The sequence below is a fragment of the Confluentibacter sediminis genome, assembly GCF_003258355.1.
Lineage (GTDB): Bacteria > Bacteroidota > Bacteroidia > Flavobacteriales > Flavobacteriaceae > Confluentibacter > Confluentibacter sediminis.
In genome coordinates this window covers 1-19,738 of sequence record NZ_QKPO01000007.1, presented here as the reverse complement: position 1 = coordinate 19,738, position 19,738 = coordinate 1, and the positions used below count along the sequence as shown (strand labels likewise).

At 34.8% G+C, this 19,738-nt stretch carries 12 protein-coding genes; 6 read left to right on the top strand and 6 right to left on the bottom strand.

Annotated elements, in window-relative coordinates:
• The first annotated feature begins 6 nt into the window (after window positions 1-6).
• Complete coding sequence (locus tag DKT72_RS07155; RefSeq protein ID WP_111308056.1) at window positions 7-3,138, top strand: efflux RND transporter permease subunit; 3,132 nt, start codon at window positions 7-9, stop codon at window positions 3,136-3,138.
• A gap of 56 nt (window positions 3,139-3,194) precedes the next feature.
• A complete protein-coding gene (locus DKT72_RS07150) occupies window positions 3,195-4,286 on the top strand; it encodes an adenylate/guanylate cyclase domain-containing protein (protein ID WP_111308055.1) in 1,092 nt (363 codons plus the stop codon).
• Between the two features lie 661 nt (window positions 4,287-4,947).
• Here DKT72_RS07150 and DKT72_RS07140 read toward each other — a convergent pair.
• The 5 genes from DKT72_RS07140 to DKT72_RS07120 form a co-directional block, all read right to left on the bottom strand.
• On the bottom strand, window positions 4,948-5,778 hold the full coding sequence (locus tag DKT72_RS07140; RefSeq protein WP_111308053.1) for a glycerophosphodiester phosphodiesterase: 831 nt from the start codon (window positions 5,776-5,778) through the stop codon (window positions 4,948-4,950).
• Between the two features lie 44 nt (window positions 5,779-5,822).
• On the bottom strand, window positions 5,823-7,271 hold the full coding sequence (locus DKT72_RS07135) for a PHP domain-containing protein (protein ID WP_162623262.1): 1,449 nt from the start codon (window positions 7,269-7,271) through the stop codon (window positions 5,823-5,825).
• A 92-nt stretch (window positions 7,272-7,363) separates the two neighbouring features.
• Window positions 7,364-9,013: a SusD/RagB family nutrient-binding outer membrane lipoprotein gene (locus DKT72_RS07130; protein ID WP_111308234.1), complete on the bottom strand. Its 1,650-nt coding sequence runs from the start codon at window positions 9,011-9,013 to the stop codon at window positions 7,364-7,366.
• 19 nt (window positions 9,014-9,032) lie between these two features.
• On the bottom strand, window positions 9,033-12,365 hold the full coding sequence (locus tag DKT72_RS07125; RefSeq protein WP_220628095.1) for a SusC/RagA family TonB-linked outer membrane protein: 3,333 nt from the start codon (window positions 12,363-12,365) through the stop codon (window positions 9,033-9,035).
• 116 nt (window positions 12,366-12,481) lie between these two features.
• A complete protein-coding gene (locus tag DKT72_RS07120; protein ID WP_111308051.1) occupies window positions 12,482-13,426 on the bottom strand; it encodes a PKD domain-containing protein in 945 nt (314 codons plus the stop codon).
• A 269-nt stretch (window positions 13,427-13,695) separates the two neighbouring features.
• Here DKT72_RS07120 and DKT72_RS07115 point away from each other — a divergent pair, with 269 nt between their 5' ends.
• Genes DKT72_RS07115 through DKT72_RS07100 form a run of 4 tightly spaced genes read left to right on the top strand, consistent with a single transcriptional unit; the run spans window position 13,696 to window position 18,643 of the window.
• Window positions 13,696-14,619 (top strand): alpha/beta hydrolase family protein, encoded by a 924-nt coding sequence (locus DKT72_RS07115; RefSeq protein WP_111308050.1) that lies wholly within the window; start codon window positions 13,696-13,698, stop codon window positions 14,617-14,619.
• Between the two features lie 13 nt (window positions 14,620-14,632).
• On the top strand, window positions 14,633-15,646 hold the full coding sequence (locus tag DKT72_RS07110; RefSeq protein WP_111308049.1) for a polysaccharide deacetylase family protein: 1,014 nt from the start codon (window positions 14,633-14,635) through the stop codon (window positions 15,644-15,646).
• 20 nt (window positions 15,647-15,666) lie between these two features.
• Window positions 15,667-17,073, top strand: a complete 1,407-nt coding sequence (locus tag DKT72_RS07105; RefSeq protein WP_162623261.1) for a neutral/alkaline non-lysosomal ceramidase N-terminal domain-containing protein — start codon at window positions 15,667-15,669, stop codon at window positions 17,071-17,073.
• A gap of 10 nt (window positions 17,074-17,083) precedes the next feature.
• Window positions 17,084-18,643, top strand: coding sequence for a hypothetical protein (locus tag DKT72_RS07100; protein WP_111308047.1), 1,560 nt, complete (start codon window positions 17,084-17,086; stop codon window positions 18,641-18,643).
• A 196-nt stretch (window positions 18,644-18,839) separates the two neighbouring features.
• Here DKT72_RS07100 and DKT72_RS07095 read toward each other — a convergent pair.
• The coding region (locus DKT72_RS07095; RefSeq protein WP_369074220.1) for a metallophosphoesterase family protein at window positions 18,840-19,738 on the bottom strand (899 nt) is incomplete at its 5' end.

Below are 19,738 nucleotides of genomic sequence, written 5' to 3'. Positions count from 1 at the left end.
TATACAATGAAAATAGCAGAAATACCTATCAAGCGTCCCACAATTGTGGTGGTAATTTTTACCATCCTCATTTTGGGTGGACTCTACAGTTACAATAGATTAGGGTATGAATTGTTACCCAAATTTAGCCTGAATTTAATTACCATTTCTACGAGCTATCCGGGTGCCTCTTCCAGTGAAGTAGAAAATTCCGTGACCAAGAAGATTGAAGATGCCATTTCTTCGGTGGAAAATGTTAAAAAAATAGAATCGAAATCTTTTGAAGGACTTTCAACGGTAATGCTTACGCTGGATTCTGATGCTGATGAAAATGAGTCCTTAAACGATGCTCAGCGTAAGGTTAATGCGATTGAAAAAGATTTACCCGATGATGCAGATCCGCCGTCATTAAGTAAATTTTCCTTAAGTGACCTGCCAATCATTACCATAGGTGCCACTGCCAATATGGAAGAGACCGAATTTTATGATTTACTGGATAAAAAGATACAACCGGTTCTTTCCAGTATAAAAGGGGTAGGACAGGTAAACATGATCGGAGGTTCTGAAAGAGAAATACAGGTCAACATAGATCCCGAAAAAGTAAAAGGTTTCAACTTAACATTGCCCCAGGTGGTCAGCATTATTTTGAGCTCCAATATTGATTATCCTACCGGAGATTTAAAGACGCGACACAATCGAGTGCTGATCCGTTTATCAGGTAAATATGAAAATGTGGAGGAGCTACGCAATTTAGTGGTGAGCTCAACAGATGGAATTCAGGTTCGGGTACGCGATATCGCTGAAGTAAGGGATACCCAAAAAGAGGTAAATAAAATAGCTCGGGTAAATGGCAAAGATGCTATTATCATGCAGGTAATGAAACAGTCGGACGCCAATGCTGTAGAAGTGAGTGAAGCCATTCACCGCAGTTTACAAGAAATGGAGGCGCAATATGCCGGCAATGAGGTGAACTTGTCCGTTGTAGATGACAGCAGTGAATTTACCTTACAAGCCTCCGATGCCGTCATGCACGATTTAATATTAGCGGTAGTACTGGTCGCTGTGGTCATGCTGTTTTTCCTGCATACCATACGTAACGCTTTTATTGTAATGGTTTCCATTCCCGCATCGCTTATAGCTACGTTTATAGGAATGTACCTCTTGGGATATACGCTAAACCTGATGAGTTTACTGGGACTTTCACTTGTGGTAGGTATTTTGGTAGATGATGCCATTGTAGTATTGGAAAATATATACCGCCATATGGAAATGGGGAAAAACAGGGTACAAGCTGCTTATGATGGTACGGTAGAAATAGGCTTTACGGTTTCGGCAATTACGCTGGTTATTGTGGTGGTATTCCTTCCCATTGCAATGAGTACCGGTTTGGTTTCCAATCTCATTTCCCAATTTTGCGTTACCGTTATCCTAGCGACCTTATTTTCCTTGCTTTCCTCCTTTACCATTGTTCCCTGGCTTTCTTCCCGGTTCGGAAAATTAGGAAAGATATCGGGTAAAAATTTCTTTGGAAGAATCATTTTAGGCTTTGAAAAAGGACTGGATAAATTCACACATTTTGTAAGTGGTTTATTAAAATGGTCGCTGATTCACAAAGGAAAAACCAGCCTCTTTGTTATGTTATTATTTATAGGTTCGTGTTCGCTTTTGGTAACGGGCTTTATTGGTGGGGAATTCCTTCCTCCGGTAGATCGCGGACAGTTTGTGGTACAATTGGAACTCAACAAAGATGCTTCTTTGGAAACCACGAATCTGGCCACTCAAAAAGCCGAAAAAATACTAAGTCAACATCCTGAAGTTACCCGCTTGGTCACTACTGTGGGGCAAAGTAGTGACGGAACTGCCGGAATCCAGGAAACTCCTTTTAAATCTGAAATTACGGTAGCCTTAGTCGATAAAACTAAGCGGAAAGATAAAACCACCGTATTTGCCGCAAAAGTGAAAAGGGAATTACAACAAGCCTTAGTTGGAGTGAAAATTAAAACCGCTACGGTAAGTATTGTAGGAGGCGCTGATGACGCTCCCATCTCCTTGACCATTACTGCTCCCAATTATGCAGATGCTTTGGAATTTTCTAGAAAAGCCTTGGATTCTTTGGCAAAACTTCCTGGAGCTACCCAAATAAAAACCAGTGCAGAAAAAGGAAATCCTGAAATACAGGTATCCATAGACCGGGATAAAATGGCGGCTTTAGGGATTGGATTGCAGGATGTAGGAATGGCTATGCAAACGGCCTTCAACGGAAACACCGATGGTAAATTTCGAGCAGGAGCTTATGAGTATGACATTAACATTAAATACAATGCGGCGCATCGGTCATCGATTCAAAATGTTAGTGATATTTCTTTTGTAAATACTGAAGGCAATAGGATAAAACTATCCCAGTTCGCAACTATTAGTGAAGGAACAGGTCCCAGTTTTCTTGAACGCAGGGATAAAAGTGCTGCAGTGACTATTTCTGCACAGGCAGCTGGTAGGCCTTCGGGGGATATTGCGGCCGATTGGGAAGAAGCTTTTACCAAGATTCCCCGAAACAATGGGGTAAGTTACATCTGGGGTGGCGATATGGAAAACCAGTCCGATAGCTTCGGAACTTTACTCATTGCCTTATTGGCAGCGATTATACTGGTTTATTTGATTTTGGTGGTTTTATATGACAGTTACCTCTACCCGTTAGTGGTATTGTTCTCCATTCCGCTTTCCTTTATTGGGGCACTTTGGGCCTTGGCGCTTACCAATAATGCCCTGAACATATTTACCATTTTGGGAATCATTATGCTTATTGGCTTGGTGGCGAAAAATGCCATTCTTCTGGTCGATTATACCAATCATCAAAAAGCGGAGGGCTTAGATACGTTTAATGCTTTGGTCAATGCCAATCACGCACGTTTACGTCCTATATTAATGACAACCATAGCCATGGTTATTGGAATGGTTCCTATTGCCCTGGCCAATGGAGCCGGAGCTGAGCTCAACAACGGATTGGCCTGGGTAATTATAGGTGGACTCATCAGTTCTTTATTGCTCACTCTTATTGTCGTTCCAGTAGTGTATGCCGCGTTTGATAAACTAGTAATAAGGTTTAAAGGTAAAAACCGCAATGTGGAAGCCATCAACAATTTAGTAACCTCGAAAAATTAAGGGGATGTCCACACGGCTAAAAAAAAACTAAACGAATATGATAACCTAGTACAAAGATGTATATCAACAAATATAAATTAACGGAAATAGCTATCATAGTATGCAGTTGGATACTGGCTCTACTTCTTTTTGCCTATTTAAAATTTGGAGATTTTAATGATACATTCTTATTTGAACTTTACGGCACAGAAATGGTTTCTAAAAAAGCTATCTATATTTTTGCCCTGAAATATGGACTAATTGTGGGATTGCTCTTTAGCCTACTGCATATCTATGTATATCCCAAAATCATAAAAAACCCATCATTTGCTAAAAATATAATTGCTCGGACTATATGTTTTTTGATTTGCTTTAAAATAGCAGTGAACATATTAACGTCATCTTATTTTGGATTTGAAAGTTTGATTATAGATAATGAAAATCAGAGAAAAAGTTTACAAACCTTGTTTATCTATTCTGTATTGATAAATTTTTTGATTGATTTTTTCCTTTTAATGATAAAAAATTTAGGTCCGGAATACTTCTTCAACCTTATAAGGGGGAAATACTATAGGCCACGGGAAGAAAACAGAATCTTTATGTTTTTAGATTTGGCTTCTTCCACTACAATAGCGGAAAGAATAGGTCATATTGCTTATAGTTCTTTGTTACAGGACTGCTTTAGAGAACTTACGCCCTTACTACTCAAAAACAATGCAAGCATATACCAGTATGTAGGTGATGAAGCTGTGATTACTTGGAAAATTAATAAGAATACGAATAGGGGTCAATGTATGGACTTATTTTTTTCCTTTCAAGAAAGATTACAGCAAAAGAAAGATTACTTCCTGCAAAAATATAATACAGCTCCATTTTTTAGATCGTCTATTAATGAAGGTAGAATCGTAATGTCTACCGTGGGTGAAATAAAAACAGAAATTGTTTATCACGGGGACGTTCTAAATACCGCAGCTAGAATACAGTCACTTTGTAAAACTTACAACTCTGAACTTTTAATTTCTGAAAATTTCTATCAAAATATTAAGGAGGAAAAGATATATAAATTTAAGTGTTTCAATAATATATCGCTTATAGGGAAAAATGAAAAGATTAATATTTATAACGTAAATGAACTAGGTAATAATGAAAAACATGAAATGGAAAAATAGTTTGGCAATAGCAATTGGATTTTTTACAATTGTTTTTCTCTCCATTGCCTTTGCATTGCTAGAAAGTCAAATATATCCAGAATCCACTGAATTATTTGGAAACATAAGTCTGAACATTCACGAGTGGTATTTGCTTTTTTTTAAAATTAAGCGCCAACCTTTTTAGTTGTTTTTTAGGCGGATTGGTTATCGCTTTTACAAGTAAGAATATCCAGAATATAATTTGGGCAAGTGTTTTTATAACCATTATTATTATTTGGTTGTGGTATAGCACAAAGAATCCAATGTTATTTTGGATTCTTTCCATTCTTGGGATTTTTCCAAGTATGTATTTTGGGCATCGTTTGGTAAGAAAAATTTGAGAATCAATAGCTTCCTAATGCAACCTAATGACGACTTAGCTTTAAGGTATTGAAAATCAATTTTTTTAAAATTAAAAAATTATTTATCTGATTAGATCGAATCAAAAAAGCCTTCAAAATCAATGACTTTGAAGGCTTTTGTTGTTATTGTGACCTCGACTGGATTCAAACTAGTAACCACTTGATTATAATGGAATTGCAATCAGTGTTATTCCTTTTTATATAGCCGTTAAATATGAACAACTTAGCAATTAATTTTATATTTCAATGAATTGTATGAAACAATTAAACCCTTTTGATTATTTTTTTCCTTTTAAAAAATCAATCAATTTTTGAGGATGATTGGTTTGGATACCATCTACGCCCCAGTCCATAATTTTTTGCCATTCGTTTACGGTAGAAATATCATCATCAACAAATACTTTTGCTTTTTGCGAATGTGATGTATTTACAAAACTAGCCGTTAAAACCCCCATATCGCTAGCTACAAATATAGGGTCAAAACGATTTAAGACTTTTTTTAATCGCTTTTCATTCCCTGGATCCGGCATGACCAAACATTCTGGGCAGTATTTATTTAGTTCCTTTATCGCCTCATTCTCTCCAGGATAAATATACCACACAACATGCCTTTCCATTTTAAATTCTTTTATGATTTGAACTTGTCCTTTAATATCAGCTTCCTTTAAATCAAGATAAATCCCGATTTTACCCTTGCAAAGCTTTAAGATGTCTTCTAAAGTTGGAATAAAATCATCCGTCATATTTCCATTTTTTTTTGCTAATGGCATTTGCTTTAGTTCTGAAAGCAAAAAGGAATTTACTTTTCCTGTTTTTTCTTTAAAATAAGCATCTATGTCTTCATTGTGGATACTTACAAATTTACCATCCTTTGTTTTCCTTATATCTATTTCTACAAAATCACAGCCCATTTCAATCGCTTTTTGATAAGCAGAAAGTGTGTTCTCTGGAGCATCTTGATGTGCCCCGCGATGCGCTATCACATATGTATTTCCGTTTTTTGGAGGAGGAAGCGAGTCTCCAGTATCCTGTGAATAAGAAAAATTATAAAAAGCGTTTAAAACAAACACAAAAAAGATAAATGCAATTCTCATTTTAGTATGTATCATTTTTTTAATAAGTTCTGGTTAATATGTGTTTAAAAAAATCAGCTTTAATGTTTTATGACTGAATGATCGTTATGTTTATAAAATCGAAAATATATTACAATAAGAATATATATTAAAACAACAGTACCAATACTACCAAGAAGTGATGCGTATTCGGCGTAAACTTTACTATAGCCTTTTACTTCAATACCTTTAAAATGGTAAATGAGTGCTAATACTATAAAAAGTAATGTGCTTGAAAATGCTAAAACCGGCAGGATTAAATCCTTTTGTAAAGGTATTTTTTTTCTATTATTATATAGCATCTGGAGGATAACCAACCAAAATAACCAAGATAAAACTTGAACCCCATTTAATGTTCTAAAATAGTTAACAAGTGTCACGAAAGGTTGTAAAATCAAATTAGTATCAGAATAAAACGTGCGGTCTTTATAAATTATAACCTTTAGTTTATCTTGAGACCTACTCTTTAAAATTTTAAGTATTTCCAACTCTTTACTATCGAAGTCTAAGGAATGCCAGTTAGGAATATTAAAAGCATTATATATAGAGCAAGCACGTCCATAACCATGAAAATCCAATCCACCAACCATTATAAGATTGTAATGCTCACAAAACTCACGCAAGGTTTTAAAGGTATCTCGGTTATAATACAAGTCTGAACCTACATTTTCAATTTCAAAACCATCGGCGCCTAATTTTTTATAATGTTCTTTATCCTTTCCCTTGCCATCAAACCAGTGGTTTATAATGACAGCTCCTCCATATTTATGAACAGAATCAATAACTGCTTTGTCTTCTAGTCCTTTGGTTTCAAATGCTCCATTTAACCCAAGAAGACTCATATGATTACTCGCAGAATATTCCTGACCTACCAAAACCAAAGGATCTTTAGGAAACGCTTCTTTTTGCTGTTTTTTAGCAAACTCTAACGTTTTTTTATTATTGGCATGATCTGTTATAAAAAAAGCATCAAACCCATTTCTTTCGTGCCACTTCCACATATTTTCTTGAGAGATTAGCCCATCATGGCTAAACTCTGTATGGGCATGGGTTGTAACCAAAATATCATTTTTAGAATTATTTACAATGGTATTATTAGGTAAAGGCACAAATAAGATGATTACAAAAATTCCAAAACAAATAGCACATAGCAAAGGAATGTTTACGATTATTTGTAATAAACGTTTTCTTTTAAAATCTTTATTTTTAAAACTTTTAAAAATAGAAATGCTCACTAAAAATAGCAACAACCAGAGTAGTGCTATAAATATTTCCCGCAAAGGATAAATACTTCTATTAAAGAATAATAATGGTCCTAAAAACGGTTCAAAAACAATTCGAAGTGGTTGTATCTTTAAACCAAAATCAGTTGCTGGTTTAAGTGCTAAAACATCTTCAAAATAGATTTTAAAATGAAAAACGGATGCCAATATCGCAACAAATAACATAGGCATTAAGAAAAAGATGTTTTGAAATTTAAGATGCTTCACATTAAAAAAATATACTATTAAACAAAATAAAGTACAAAAGAAGAGACTTTCGCTCCTCTTTTGTAGTGTTTATTACTCTAATAAAAATTGTTTTAGTAAGGTTTATTTGTACCTGATAACAACCACATTTTAGACCATGCACTATTCTTACTATCGCTACCATTAAAGGTTGTTTTTTCTAATTTTTCGATAGCAGAATTTACATGGTCTGCATTATTACTTATTTCAGATAAATCATAATACAAACGCAATGGTAATGCTTGTCTTTTAGCCGAAGGCCCTGCTGTTAAGTTTGGAAGCCCTGTTCTTCTATAATCAAACCAAGCCTCTGTAGTGGCTGTCCAACTAGCAATCCATTTTTGCTCAATAATATCTTCAGGGTTATTATAAGCTGCATTTCCAGAAATATACTGGCTATATGCACTTTCTACACCCCAAGCTTTGAAGGATTGTTTTATACCTTCATCATAATATGTTTCGGCAACTCCAAAAACCCAGCCTTTTGTTACCGCTTCAGCAATAATAAAGTTAATTTCAGCAGCTGACAGTAAACGTGCTTTTAAAAATTCGCCACTTGCTTGTTTATACATATTATTTAATTGAGAGACATGAAAATTTAAAGTTCCTTGAGCTAGTGTTTCACTTAAATTATAACCAGATCCAGTTGAAATTGCTGTAGGAAGCCCCACGTATTCTTTATCATAATCTACAGGAAAACCATAAGTATTTTCATAATCATCAACAATTTTTTGAGACACATGTCTTTCACCATTAATTACCTCATCATAATCATCTGGAGCACCGGTTTCTAAAACTAAGGGCACATCTATCTTATTGGCCCAAACCGCTAATCTAGGATCTTCCAAATCCTTTAAAACATCAACAAACGTTTTTGCCATTTTTGTTCTAAAATAAGTTCCTGTTGAACTGTTATCAAAAACGGTATTTGTAGGCCAAGAATCGCTGGATGAAGTACCTATATAGGCAACACTAGCATCGTCAGACGCATTTAAAATTAAAGGATACTGGCCAGGGTTATTTAAAATTGTTTTTATGCCTCCCTCAGCAAAAGCAGGTTCTTTAGCAGACAATCTCATATAATACCTTAAAGCTAAAGAGTTTGCGAATTTTCGCCATTTAGTTACATCGCCATTAAAAAGAACGTCTTGAGCTTCATCAATTCCTTTATAGTCACTTTGATTTTTTGACAAAAGCATATTGGCCTTTTTTAAATCTTCTAAAATATTTTCATATACAGTTTGTTGTGCATCATAAGGTGCATCAAAAAAAGCAGTCCCTTGCTCGCCTTTTAAAGCATCACTATAAGGAATATCTCCCCATAAGTCTGTGATTAATCCAAACAAATACGATTTCATAACCAAACCAATGCCTAAATGATAGTCAGATTTTTCAATTTCAGCCTTTTCTATTAACGTTTTATTATTTGTTAAAATAGCGTAATACGAATTCCATTTGGTATTTGTTCCCCAATCGTACGCATTATAACTATCCGACCAACCGTCTTGTTGTGTATGTTGCATAACACCCGATATATCTCCAAAACCCAAATTTGTAATCGCTACCGCTGTACTACTTATTACTGTTGGCAATAAAAGATTCATATCTACATTATCTTTACTTATGCTATTAGGACTTTCATTTAAGTCTTCAAGTCCATGGCATGATATCAATAAGATAACGCTTAAAAGAATTACTATAACTTTATTTACTATTTGATACATAATATTTTTCATTTAATGTTTAGAATGTAATACCTACTTTAAAACCAATGGGAAGCGTCCAAGGAGTAACGTTATAAGTTTCTGTGCCTTGTTTAAAAGTCCCCCCACTTGCTTGGAATGCTCTTTCTGGATCGATTCCGAAGGAAGCATCTTTAGCCCATAACATGATGTTTCTTGTATAAATTGAAAAGGTTAATTTTTCCAATTTAGTTTGGTCTAAATATTTTTTTGGTAAATCGTAACTAAGTGAGACTTCTCTTAATTTGATGTAATCTGCATCATGTAAATGAGGGCTTGCAAATTGCCATGGGTTAGCGCCTGCAAATGGCATAAATTGTGTTCCTGCATTTCCTAAATTTTCTTGTTTAAGAATAAAATTACCATCGTTATCATAAGATCCCACTACACCTGCGGCAAAAACACCATCATAAGCTGTAGGTCCAAAAAGGTTTTCTTCAAAACCGCCGTTTCCTGGAGTTCCTCCTATATATTGAAAATTTTCCCCATAAATAAATTGATCGGCATGATCTAGCACCCATTGTCTAAGTTCAGGCCCAGCTCCTGAAATACCTGGATTAACTAAATTATTTAAAAGATCTTGACTGATCCCTTCGTCTGCTAAACGTCTAGATGTATCTGATACGTATTGACCTCCCGAACGCCAATCGAACGTTAGATTTAAGGTTAAATTTTTATAAGACAAGCGTGTTTGTAAGCCCATAATAAAATCTGGATTATAATTTCCTATTTTAGAATAATTTTCCTGTACAATCCATTCAGCATCTTCACCTTCTTCAATTATAGGATACATATAATATGGAGAGTTGACATCTGTTACACGTTGCATTTTTCTGCCATAAATATTTCCTACCAAACCATCTTGTCCCATTTCAGCATTAGCTACATAACCTCTGGATTTCGCTTTTCCTTCACTCCAAAACTCTATATAATCTACACCGTCTGATAACTTTTTAATTTTAGACTCATTGGTTGTGTAATTAAAATCTAGATCTAAATTCCAATTCTTTGTTTTAACAGGTGTTAAACCTAGGGAAAACTCTAAACCTTTACTTTCTAATATACCTGCATTAATACTTACGCTAGTGTATCCAGAAGAACCTGCAATAGGAATATTATTTATAATTTGATTTTTGTTTTCTACTGTATAGTAGGTGCCTTCAAAACGTAGTTTTCTATTAAACATCATTAAATCCAGACCAAACTCTTTTGATACAGCTTCTTCTGGCTTTAAGCTAGGCGTATTTAATCCACTGGGAGCAGAGTACATGGAAGCATCTCCCCATTGTCCAGCAGAACTATAGTATGTTTCTAACTGGTAGGCTCCTGTATCATTTCCTACTTGTGCCCAACCCCCTCTTAATTTTAATAAGTTAACAGAAGGAATATCAATCACTTCATTTACTAAAAAGCTTAAGGAAGCTGATGGATAAAAATACGATCTATTTTCTACTGGTAATGTACTAGACCAATCATTTCTAGCGGTAAGGTCTAAAAACAACATGTCTTTAAAACCAAAGTTAGCAAGGGCATAAACACTATTAACAGCACGCTCGCTAGTTGAACTTGAATAATTTAAAGCTGTTGGTGCAATATTATTTACTCTAAACAAATTTGGTACTATAAGACCTACACCATTTTTTGCTGAGTTAGAAAGGCTGTTGGATTTTTGATACATTAAATTACCACCAGCAGATATTGTCATATCAAAATAATCTCCAAAATCTTTAATATAAGTTGCTAAAAAGTCGATATTAGTTTCCAAACCATCTGTCTTTGCAATACCATAAGTACCATTATGAGACTCATTTTGATAGCCTGGAGCCATTTTTGTTTCTCTAGTTTCATTAGTTTTATTAAGGTTATAACTTGTTGTCATACTAAATGAAGGAGAAACTTGCCAATCTAAAGCAACGTTACCAAAAATGCGATATCTGGAAAAACTATTGTTTATTTCATGAGCTAAGAAGTATGGATTCGAATAATCATCTGAAAAATTAAACACCTCATTTCCTGGCAATTTATAGTTTTTCAAATCTAGAACATTGATATTTGCTGGTATTGAATACAACGCATCTAAAGGGTTGGCATTACGGCCAGTTGATGGCCTGTTATCTGAATAACTATGAACAAGGTTTGCATTGGAACTAAATGTTAACGTGTTACTTAAACTTGATGAAGCCGATAAAGAGAAGTTGTTTCTTTTTAAATCAGAATTAGGAATGATTCCGGTATTATCCATGGCAGAAAGCCCTAGTCTGTAATTAATAAATTCAGAACTATTTGTTACCGATACACTGTTTGTTTTTGTAATACCTGTTTGAAAGAAATTTTCCGGATTTTTAGAGTACGATACCAACTCGGTAGGAATAGGCACCCCATTTGCATCTAATGGCGAATTCCATTGAACAGCATAATAGCCTTTATCGAGCTCGGGACCTGAGTTACCACCATTAGGAATCACATCCGGCATAATATAACTACCACCTTGTGATCTTGGAGAATATGAAATGACCCCGGAAGCAAATTGAGATTGTACATTCAAAAAGTTATAAGGCACTTCATATACAATATCAGAACTAAATGACACTTTCATTTTTTCCTTATCTTTCGCTTTTTTCGTTGTAATTAAAACGACACCATTCCCCGCTCTTGTACCATATAATGCTGCGGCACTTGGTCCTTTTAAAATACTTACGCTTTCAATGCTTTGTGGATCTAAATCTGAAATGGCATTACCATAGTCAACCGTATTGCTATCTCCAAAACCGCCAACATTATTTACGGAATTACCTATTGGCACTCCATCTACAACAAAAAGCGGCTGATTATCTGTACTTAATGATGTGGCTCCTCTAATAACCATACTCACTGATGACCCCGTACCCCCAGTAGCATTAATGGTTACACCCGAAACTTTTCCTGACAGTGAATTAAGCACATTTTCTTGCGCCACTCGTGTGACTTCTTCAGCCTTAACTTTCTCAACAGAATAGCCTAAAGATTTATCCTCTCGTTTTATACCTAAAGCCGTTACAACCACCTCATCCAGGCTTTCTGTACTTTCTGCTAATGCAACATTTAAAGTCCTTTGGTTTTCCACTATTATTTCTCGAACTTCGAAACCTAAGGAATAGAATGCCAAAACACTGTTTTTATTTGAAACATCTATGGAGTAACGGCCATCAAAATCTGTTATCACTCCTTTATTTGTTCCTTTTAAAACCACACTTACTCCTGGGAGAGGCATATTATCTTGCAACGACGTAACAACTCCCGTAACCGTGAAGTTTGAATCTTGAGCCATGGCATTTAAACTTACCAGTAATAGCATGGTAAAAATTAAATAAGCGTAAAGTCCCCTTATATTTTTTTTAATATTGTAATTCATTTTCATAATAGTATGAGATATGTTTTTTATAATGTTATAGTATTAATTTTTGGCAAGTATTATTCAACAACTTCAAATGTTAGCACAAGAGCATTGGTAGCAACACCAATGTATTTTTCTGAAGCCCCTAAAAACATAACCAAACGCATAGACTTACTGGTAATACTTTGAATGATGACCTTGTTTTCAAAATCTTTAATTCCAATAAACTCCGTCCCAGAAAAATCAAGAGTGCTTACATTTTCATAAGTTAATTTTCCGCCTGTACCATAAATAGAAGCTATTTCGAAATCTTCGTTAGCTGCATAAGAAAATGTTGCTGAGGTTTCGGGGGTATATAGCCCTGTACAGAGTCCATAATCTTTACCTCCATCATTTACAATACCTGCACCACCTGTTGTAACATATTGATAAACATACCCACTAAAAGTTGCGTTATCTGATTTTACATTATGACTATAATTACCATCAAAATAAAATGTGAATTCATCATCATAAATTTCTCCCATACCTAATTGTCCAAAAACTCCAGAGGGCAACGGATTTGGTGTTCCTGCAAGTGAAGAAAGGCCTAAATCGGCATTTGCAAAATAATCGTTTGCAGAATGTCCACTAGCAAGTTTCCATGTTTTACCGTTTGTTGCTGTAGCGCCACCTGTTAACAAAACATAAGGGGTTACATCAACAGCTACATCCACTTCTTTAGTAATAGATACTCCATTACGATCTGTAGTAACTAAAATTGCTTTATAAAAACCCCCTTCCGCATATTTATAAACAGGATTTTTATCTCTACTGGTTTTACCATCTCCAAAGTCCCATACCCAACCGGACGCATTATTTGTTATAGCCTGAAAAGCAACTTGCTTTCCATCTATACTATAAAAAATATCAGCAGTTAAAGGAATGCTACTTGATTGATCGTCATCAGAACTACAGGACATAACACCAAATAGCAAGGAAGCTATAGCTCCTAAAAACAAAATTTTGAACTTTTTATTCATAAAAAAGGTTAGTTAATATTGCGTTAATTTTACGATGCAAAATTTGATTTTTTTAACAACCCAACACTTAAAAATATATTACCAAATGGTTACTTAACCATTAAGTTTTAGATGTGTTAATCGCAATAATCATTTAAAGTTTAAGTTTGCATTAAATTTTAATATTCTTCATGTTTTAATAGCTATTCAGAGATATAAACTGTATAGATACCACTAATGAAAAACGAAATAGTTATCATGTATTACCTTTCTTATTTCGATAAAACAAAATGATGAAATTCTCTAAAAAAACCTTAACCAGACTGGTTACCGTTATATGTATCCTAAGCATGCTATTATTTATGCTTTATAGGAGTGGTTTATCTTCAAATAAAAGTTTCCCTGTATATAAATACTATAATTACAGCAAAGCAGTTCCTCTACAGGATTCGTTACATATAATATTAGACACCACTACATATAAACTTTATAGTATAACATATAATAGTGTAAACGATAAGAAAGTGACAGGGCTTTTAAGTATTCCAAAAAACAAACTATTACCTGTTCCTGTAATTATTTTAATGCATGGTTTAGGAGATCATAAAACTGTAGATTATATAGAATATGGTCATTCCGTGTTATTAAAAAACGGATATGCTGTACTAAGACTAGATATTTATAACCATGCAGACCGGAAAGAATCTTCATTAAATTTTGATCTTACGGGTTCGCAAAAATATTGGTCGCGTACTATAATGACACAAACTGTTTTTGATTTAAGAAGAGCGGTAGATTTTATTGAAACAAGAAAAGAATTAGATTCTAAAAAAACAGGCTATTTCGGCATTAGTTTAGGCGGTATTATCGGCGTTATATTTTGTGGTGTAGAGCATCGTATAAAAGTGCCTGTAATAGGACTTGCTGGCGGACAAATGAATTTACTCTTCAAGGAAAAAGCACTTACCAAAGATGCCAAAGATTTTGTAAGTATTATTGAGCCTCTAAATTTCATAAAAGACATTTCCCCTAGACCTTTATTAATGCTCAACGCAAAAAATGACGACATCGTCCCACCTATGATGAGTAAATTACTTTATAACGATGCGAAGAAAACTAAAAATATTATTTGGTACCAAGCAAAGCATCGAAATATACCTTTAAAAACATTCTATCAAGACGGTTTAAATTGGTTTGACACCTATCTAAAATAAACTCCAATAATTAATGAAAACAAACGACCAAACACATGTATCTCTTTTTTTTATTATTGCACTATGTCTTTTATTAACAGTTAACAGCTGTAAATCAACTACGAACAATGATTCAAAAATAACAACACCTACAGCCAAAAATTGGGCAGAAAAACTAGGTTGGCCTAGCGGCAAAAAAGTTATTATTTTACATGCCGATGATATTGGCATGTGTCCAGAAGCCAATATAGCTGCAATAGAACAATTAACGAATAACGAGATTCAATCTGCAGCCATTATGCTACCCTGCCCAAATGCCCAAGAATTTATAAAGTGGGCTATTGCCAATCCTAAAAAGGATATAGGTTTACACCTGACACTTACCAGCGAATGGAAAAAATACCGTTGGGGAACCCTGTCAAAAGCTTCAGAAGTACCAGGCCTTTTAGATACAGACTATAAAATGTGGTCCAGTGTACCCGAAGTGGTGGAACACGCCACTGCTCAAGAAATAGAAAAAGAAATCAGAAAACAAATAGACAACGCTATTTCGCTTGGTTATACTCCAGACCATATAGATACGCATATGGGAACTTTATATGGAGATCCTGCCTATGTTGACGTTTTTTTGAAAGTAGCCCAAGCGTATCATATTCCTGCAAACGTTATCGATTTATCTAACGAGACTGTTGCTAATGCATTCAAAACTCTAGGATATCCAATAAATGATTATGTTATTGACCTTACCAAAAAATATAAGTTACCAAAATTAGACAACTTCACTAGTGTTCCTAAGGCAGATACATATGAAGAGAAAATAGAAAAATTTAAAGCGCTAATTACAAATTTAAAGCCAGGTCTCACCGAAATAATTTTTCACCCTTCAGTAGAAACCGAAAATCTAAAAAGCATTACGAACTCTTGGCAACAACGGGTATGGGAAGCAAAAATGTTTGGCGATCCAGAACTTAAGGTTTTTTTCAAAAGAGAAGGCATTGTCTTTTCCAATTGGAAAGACATTATGCATCGATTTAAAAACAATAAATAAAACATAATTCCTTCATGAAAATGAAAACTAAAAAATGGCAAAGAAGAGCCTTACGAATATTGGGCTTTACTATTATAATACTCATCGTTTTATTCTTTTCGCTGACCAGAACCATTGATACAGCGCCTTATTTTAAAACGGCATATTATAAAAACAGCATCGAAAACATGAATCTTGCCACGGACACCATGCAAAGTACCAAAGGATCTTTATTAGCTGGTTTTGGCAAAGTAAGTATCACCCCACCAATAAAAACAGGCAAAACGGATGTTGAAAAGAGTTCATTTAACGCTATAAAACTCTCTGGCTTTGGAGATGGTAAAATAGCTGTTGGTGTACACGATTCTATTTTTGTTAAAGCTATTGCAGTAGAAGTTAACAGAAGAGACCTTGTTTTTATAAGTGCCGATTTAATTTCGATACCAGAATCTGTTGTAAAACAAGTTACAGAAAATTTAAAAGGCAAACTTTCAAGAGAACAACTCTTTTTTGGTGCAACACATACACATTCAAGCATTGGCAATTGTATGCCTGGTTTTATTGGCGAAATTTTTGAAGGTAAGTTTCAACCAGACATCGTAAAATGGCTAAGCGACCGGTTTACAAAAGCTATTATAGAAGCATTAAATGATAAAAAAACTTCTAAATTTTCATCAACTTACATAAAAGTACCGAACCTTATTCGTAATAGGATTATTGGAGAAGCAGGACGATTAAATTCTAAATTGACGGTCATTTCATTTGTTCAAAACCAAGGAAGAAGGGCCGTTATTGGTATGTATTCTGCACACGCCACTACTATAGGTAGTTGGAACGATAATATTAGTGGCGATTATCCTGGATATTTTCAAAGAAGTTTGGAATCAAAAGACATTGACATGGCCATGTTTTATGCAGAAACAGTCGGTAGTCAATCGCCCCAAGGTGATTATGAAAAATTTGATAAAGCTGAATTTATTGGTAAAACTTTGGCAGATTCAGCGATAATGGCTGTACATAAAATGACATACGATTCGATAGTAACATTAACTTCTGTAACAACCTATATAGAAATTCCTGAAATTCAGGCATTTTATATTTCAGATAACAGAAGGCTATCCCCTTTCATAGATCACATGCTATTTCCCGAAGTAAAATCAATTCCTTTACAAGGGGTTAAAATCAATAACTTAGTTTGGTTAACAATGCCTTATGAACTTAGTGGTGAATACGGTATCGATTTAAAAAACGCCTTGGAGCTAGAAGGCTATAATTCTGCATTAACTAGTTTTAACGGGCAATATCTGGGCTATATTGTTCCTTCAAAATATTATTATTACGATACTTACGAAGCTCGATTAATGGGATGGTATGGCCCAAGTATGGGAGATTATCTCATGGAATTAAATTACAAAATAGCCAATACACTTACCAACACAAAATTATAAAAACAAAACGATGAAAAAATTTCTTAAAGGATTAGGAATCCTAGTAATCCTTATACTTGTTTCAATTATCTGCATATTTATGTACAACTGGCGTGATAGACACCCAAACTACACGGTCAATATAAAAATAGAAAACAAAACACCTGCCATTTTAAACGTTGGCTTTTCTAAAAGAAAGATAACACCAACCATTGTAGATACATGGAACGACACTAACAACGATTTTGAATACCATGAAGAGGATGGTGATACCTATAACGACAATAACAACAATGGCAAGTTTGATGCCTTTTGGATTGCAGGAATGAGCAATGCCAAACCAGCACAAGGCGTGCATGACGATGTATGGGCGAGAGCGATGGTTGTGGACGATGGTAAGAGCAGAATTGCTATGGTATCCATAGATGCCATTGGTTTTCTGAATGGAAATGTGATAGATATTAGAAGTCAAATACCCAAAGAATTACATATTGATTACGTGCTTATAGCCTCTACACATACCCATGAAAGCAATGATCTTGTGGGGATTTGGGGAAAAGACATGCTACATTCAGGAGTTAACACTGACATGTTAGACTATGTAAAAAAGCAAACAATAGCTGCTATTATTGAAGCTTCTAAAAAAACAAAGCCTGCAAGATTAGTTTTTGCTGAAGACCTTTCAGGTAAAGATTCTCTTTTAATCAAAGATACCAGAAAACCAATCGTAAAAGCTACCGGTGTCCATGTGATGCAAGTTTTAGATATTGAAACCAATAAAACGTTAGGAACATTAATCAATTGGTCCAATCACCCAGAAACCTTATGGAGTCAGAATTTATTAATCAGTTCCGATTTTCCACATTACATTCGAGAAGCTGTTGAAAACGGTGTTTATAGCGATGGCAAACTCATGCAAGAAGGATTAGGTGGTGTAGCCATCTATTTTACAGGAGTTATTGGTGGTTTAATGGCACCACATCCATCCATAGCAATCCCAGATCCATTTACAGATTCTTTATACGCCGAACCTACGTATCAAAAAACAAAAGCTCTAGGCGATCAAATAGCCTTAATGACATTGAAAGCATTACAAAATAATGGTGATACTATTAATACATCTAGTATTAATCTGACTGCAAAAACAATACGTCTCCCTCTTCAAAACAACACCTTTAAAATCGCCAGTGGTATCGGTCTCATTAAAATGGGCATGCCAGAATATTTTAAAACAAGAACAGAAGTAGCCGCCATCACTATTGGCCCTGCCCTGTTTTTAAGCATTCCTGGAGAAATTTATCCTGAGATTGTTTTTGGTGGTATAGAAGCTCCTGAAGGACAAGATTTCAACATACAACCTATTGAAATACCTGCAATACAAAACTTTATAAAACACAAACACACGTTTTACTTAGGACTTTCAAATGACGAAATAGGTTATATTATTCCTAAAAGTGAATGGGATGTAGAAAAACCATACTTGTATAATGATGACCGTCACACTTACGGAGAAGGGAACTCTTTAGGGCCTGAAACCGCCCCAATGATTTACAAAAGTCTTATTGATGTTATTAATGAATTAAAACCTTAATAACCTCAATTTTATTTTGAAAAGAGCTGTCTTAAAAGTATAGTTCTATCACATATTGAGCTTGTCGAAATATTTCAATTTACGGACAGATAATCAACATCGGTTTCGACAAGCTCAACCTGACAAATAAAACATAACATCCTTTTAAGACAGCCTCTTTTAATTAAGTATTGTAAAACTTTGTCAGATTTTCAAGCTATTTTGTTTTGAAGGATGCTGTTTCAGACCAATCGCTCCAATTTAAATTTTGATCGCGGTAACGTACATGCCAATAATAGGTGGTTTTTGGTTCTAATCGTTTAACCTCTTCATCTGTTAAATCATCATTTTTTTGACGATTTTCTTTATAATACCAGTTCTCATATTGTTTCCAAGTATCAAAAACAGGTTTTTCAAAATCAACAGTCGTTGCTATTTGCCATTGAGAAGCACCATGCATGCTTGTTTTTCTGCCACCAACAAAAGGAGATGCTTTTAAAACGATTCCTGTAATAGCAATCGTTTCATTTATAGGGGTTACACATTTAGGTTGTTCTGGTTTTTCTGAAATTTTATAAACCGTAATACTATCTGTTACTTCATTGTCACGCGTTTCTTTTGTATTCCCTCTACTGATACGTTTTAGAGTGATCTTAGGATCAGCAGGATTGGCATCTACAGAAACCATGACAAAACCATATTCGGCTTGAGTAACCGTAAACTCGTCATAGTCCGTACCATCATATTCGCCCCAACCATCAATGGCTCCTCCAGCAGATGCAACATTGACCCAAAGATGACTGTGCTCTTTGGACTGTCCGCGGGAATACCCATGTGTATGTCCAAAAAAGTGAATACTAGGCTTTCCTGTTTTATCCGAAAAAGCCTCAAGCATGCTTACTATTTTCCCTGTTGTATCTTCTTCTCCTGGAATCCAAAGTTCTGATTTATAAGGATGGTGTAATTGTGCAAACACAAAGTCTATATCGTCATTTTTAGCCGTTTCATTTAACACCCTTTCTAGCCAAGCATACTGCTCTGGGACATCTCGATAGTGATCGTTAGAATCTAAGCCAATAATACGTACATTTCCATAATCTTTATACCACCAATGTT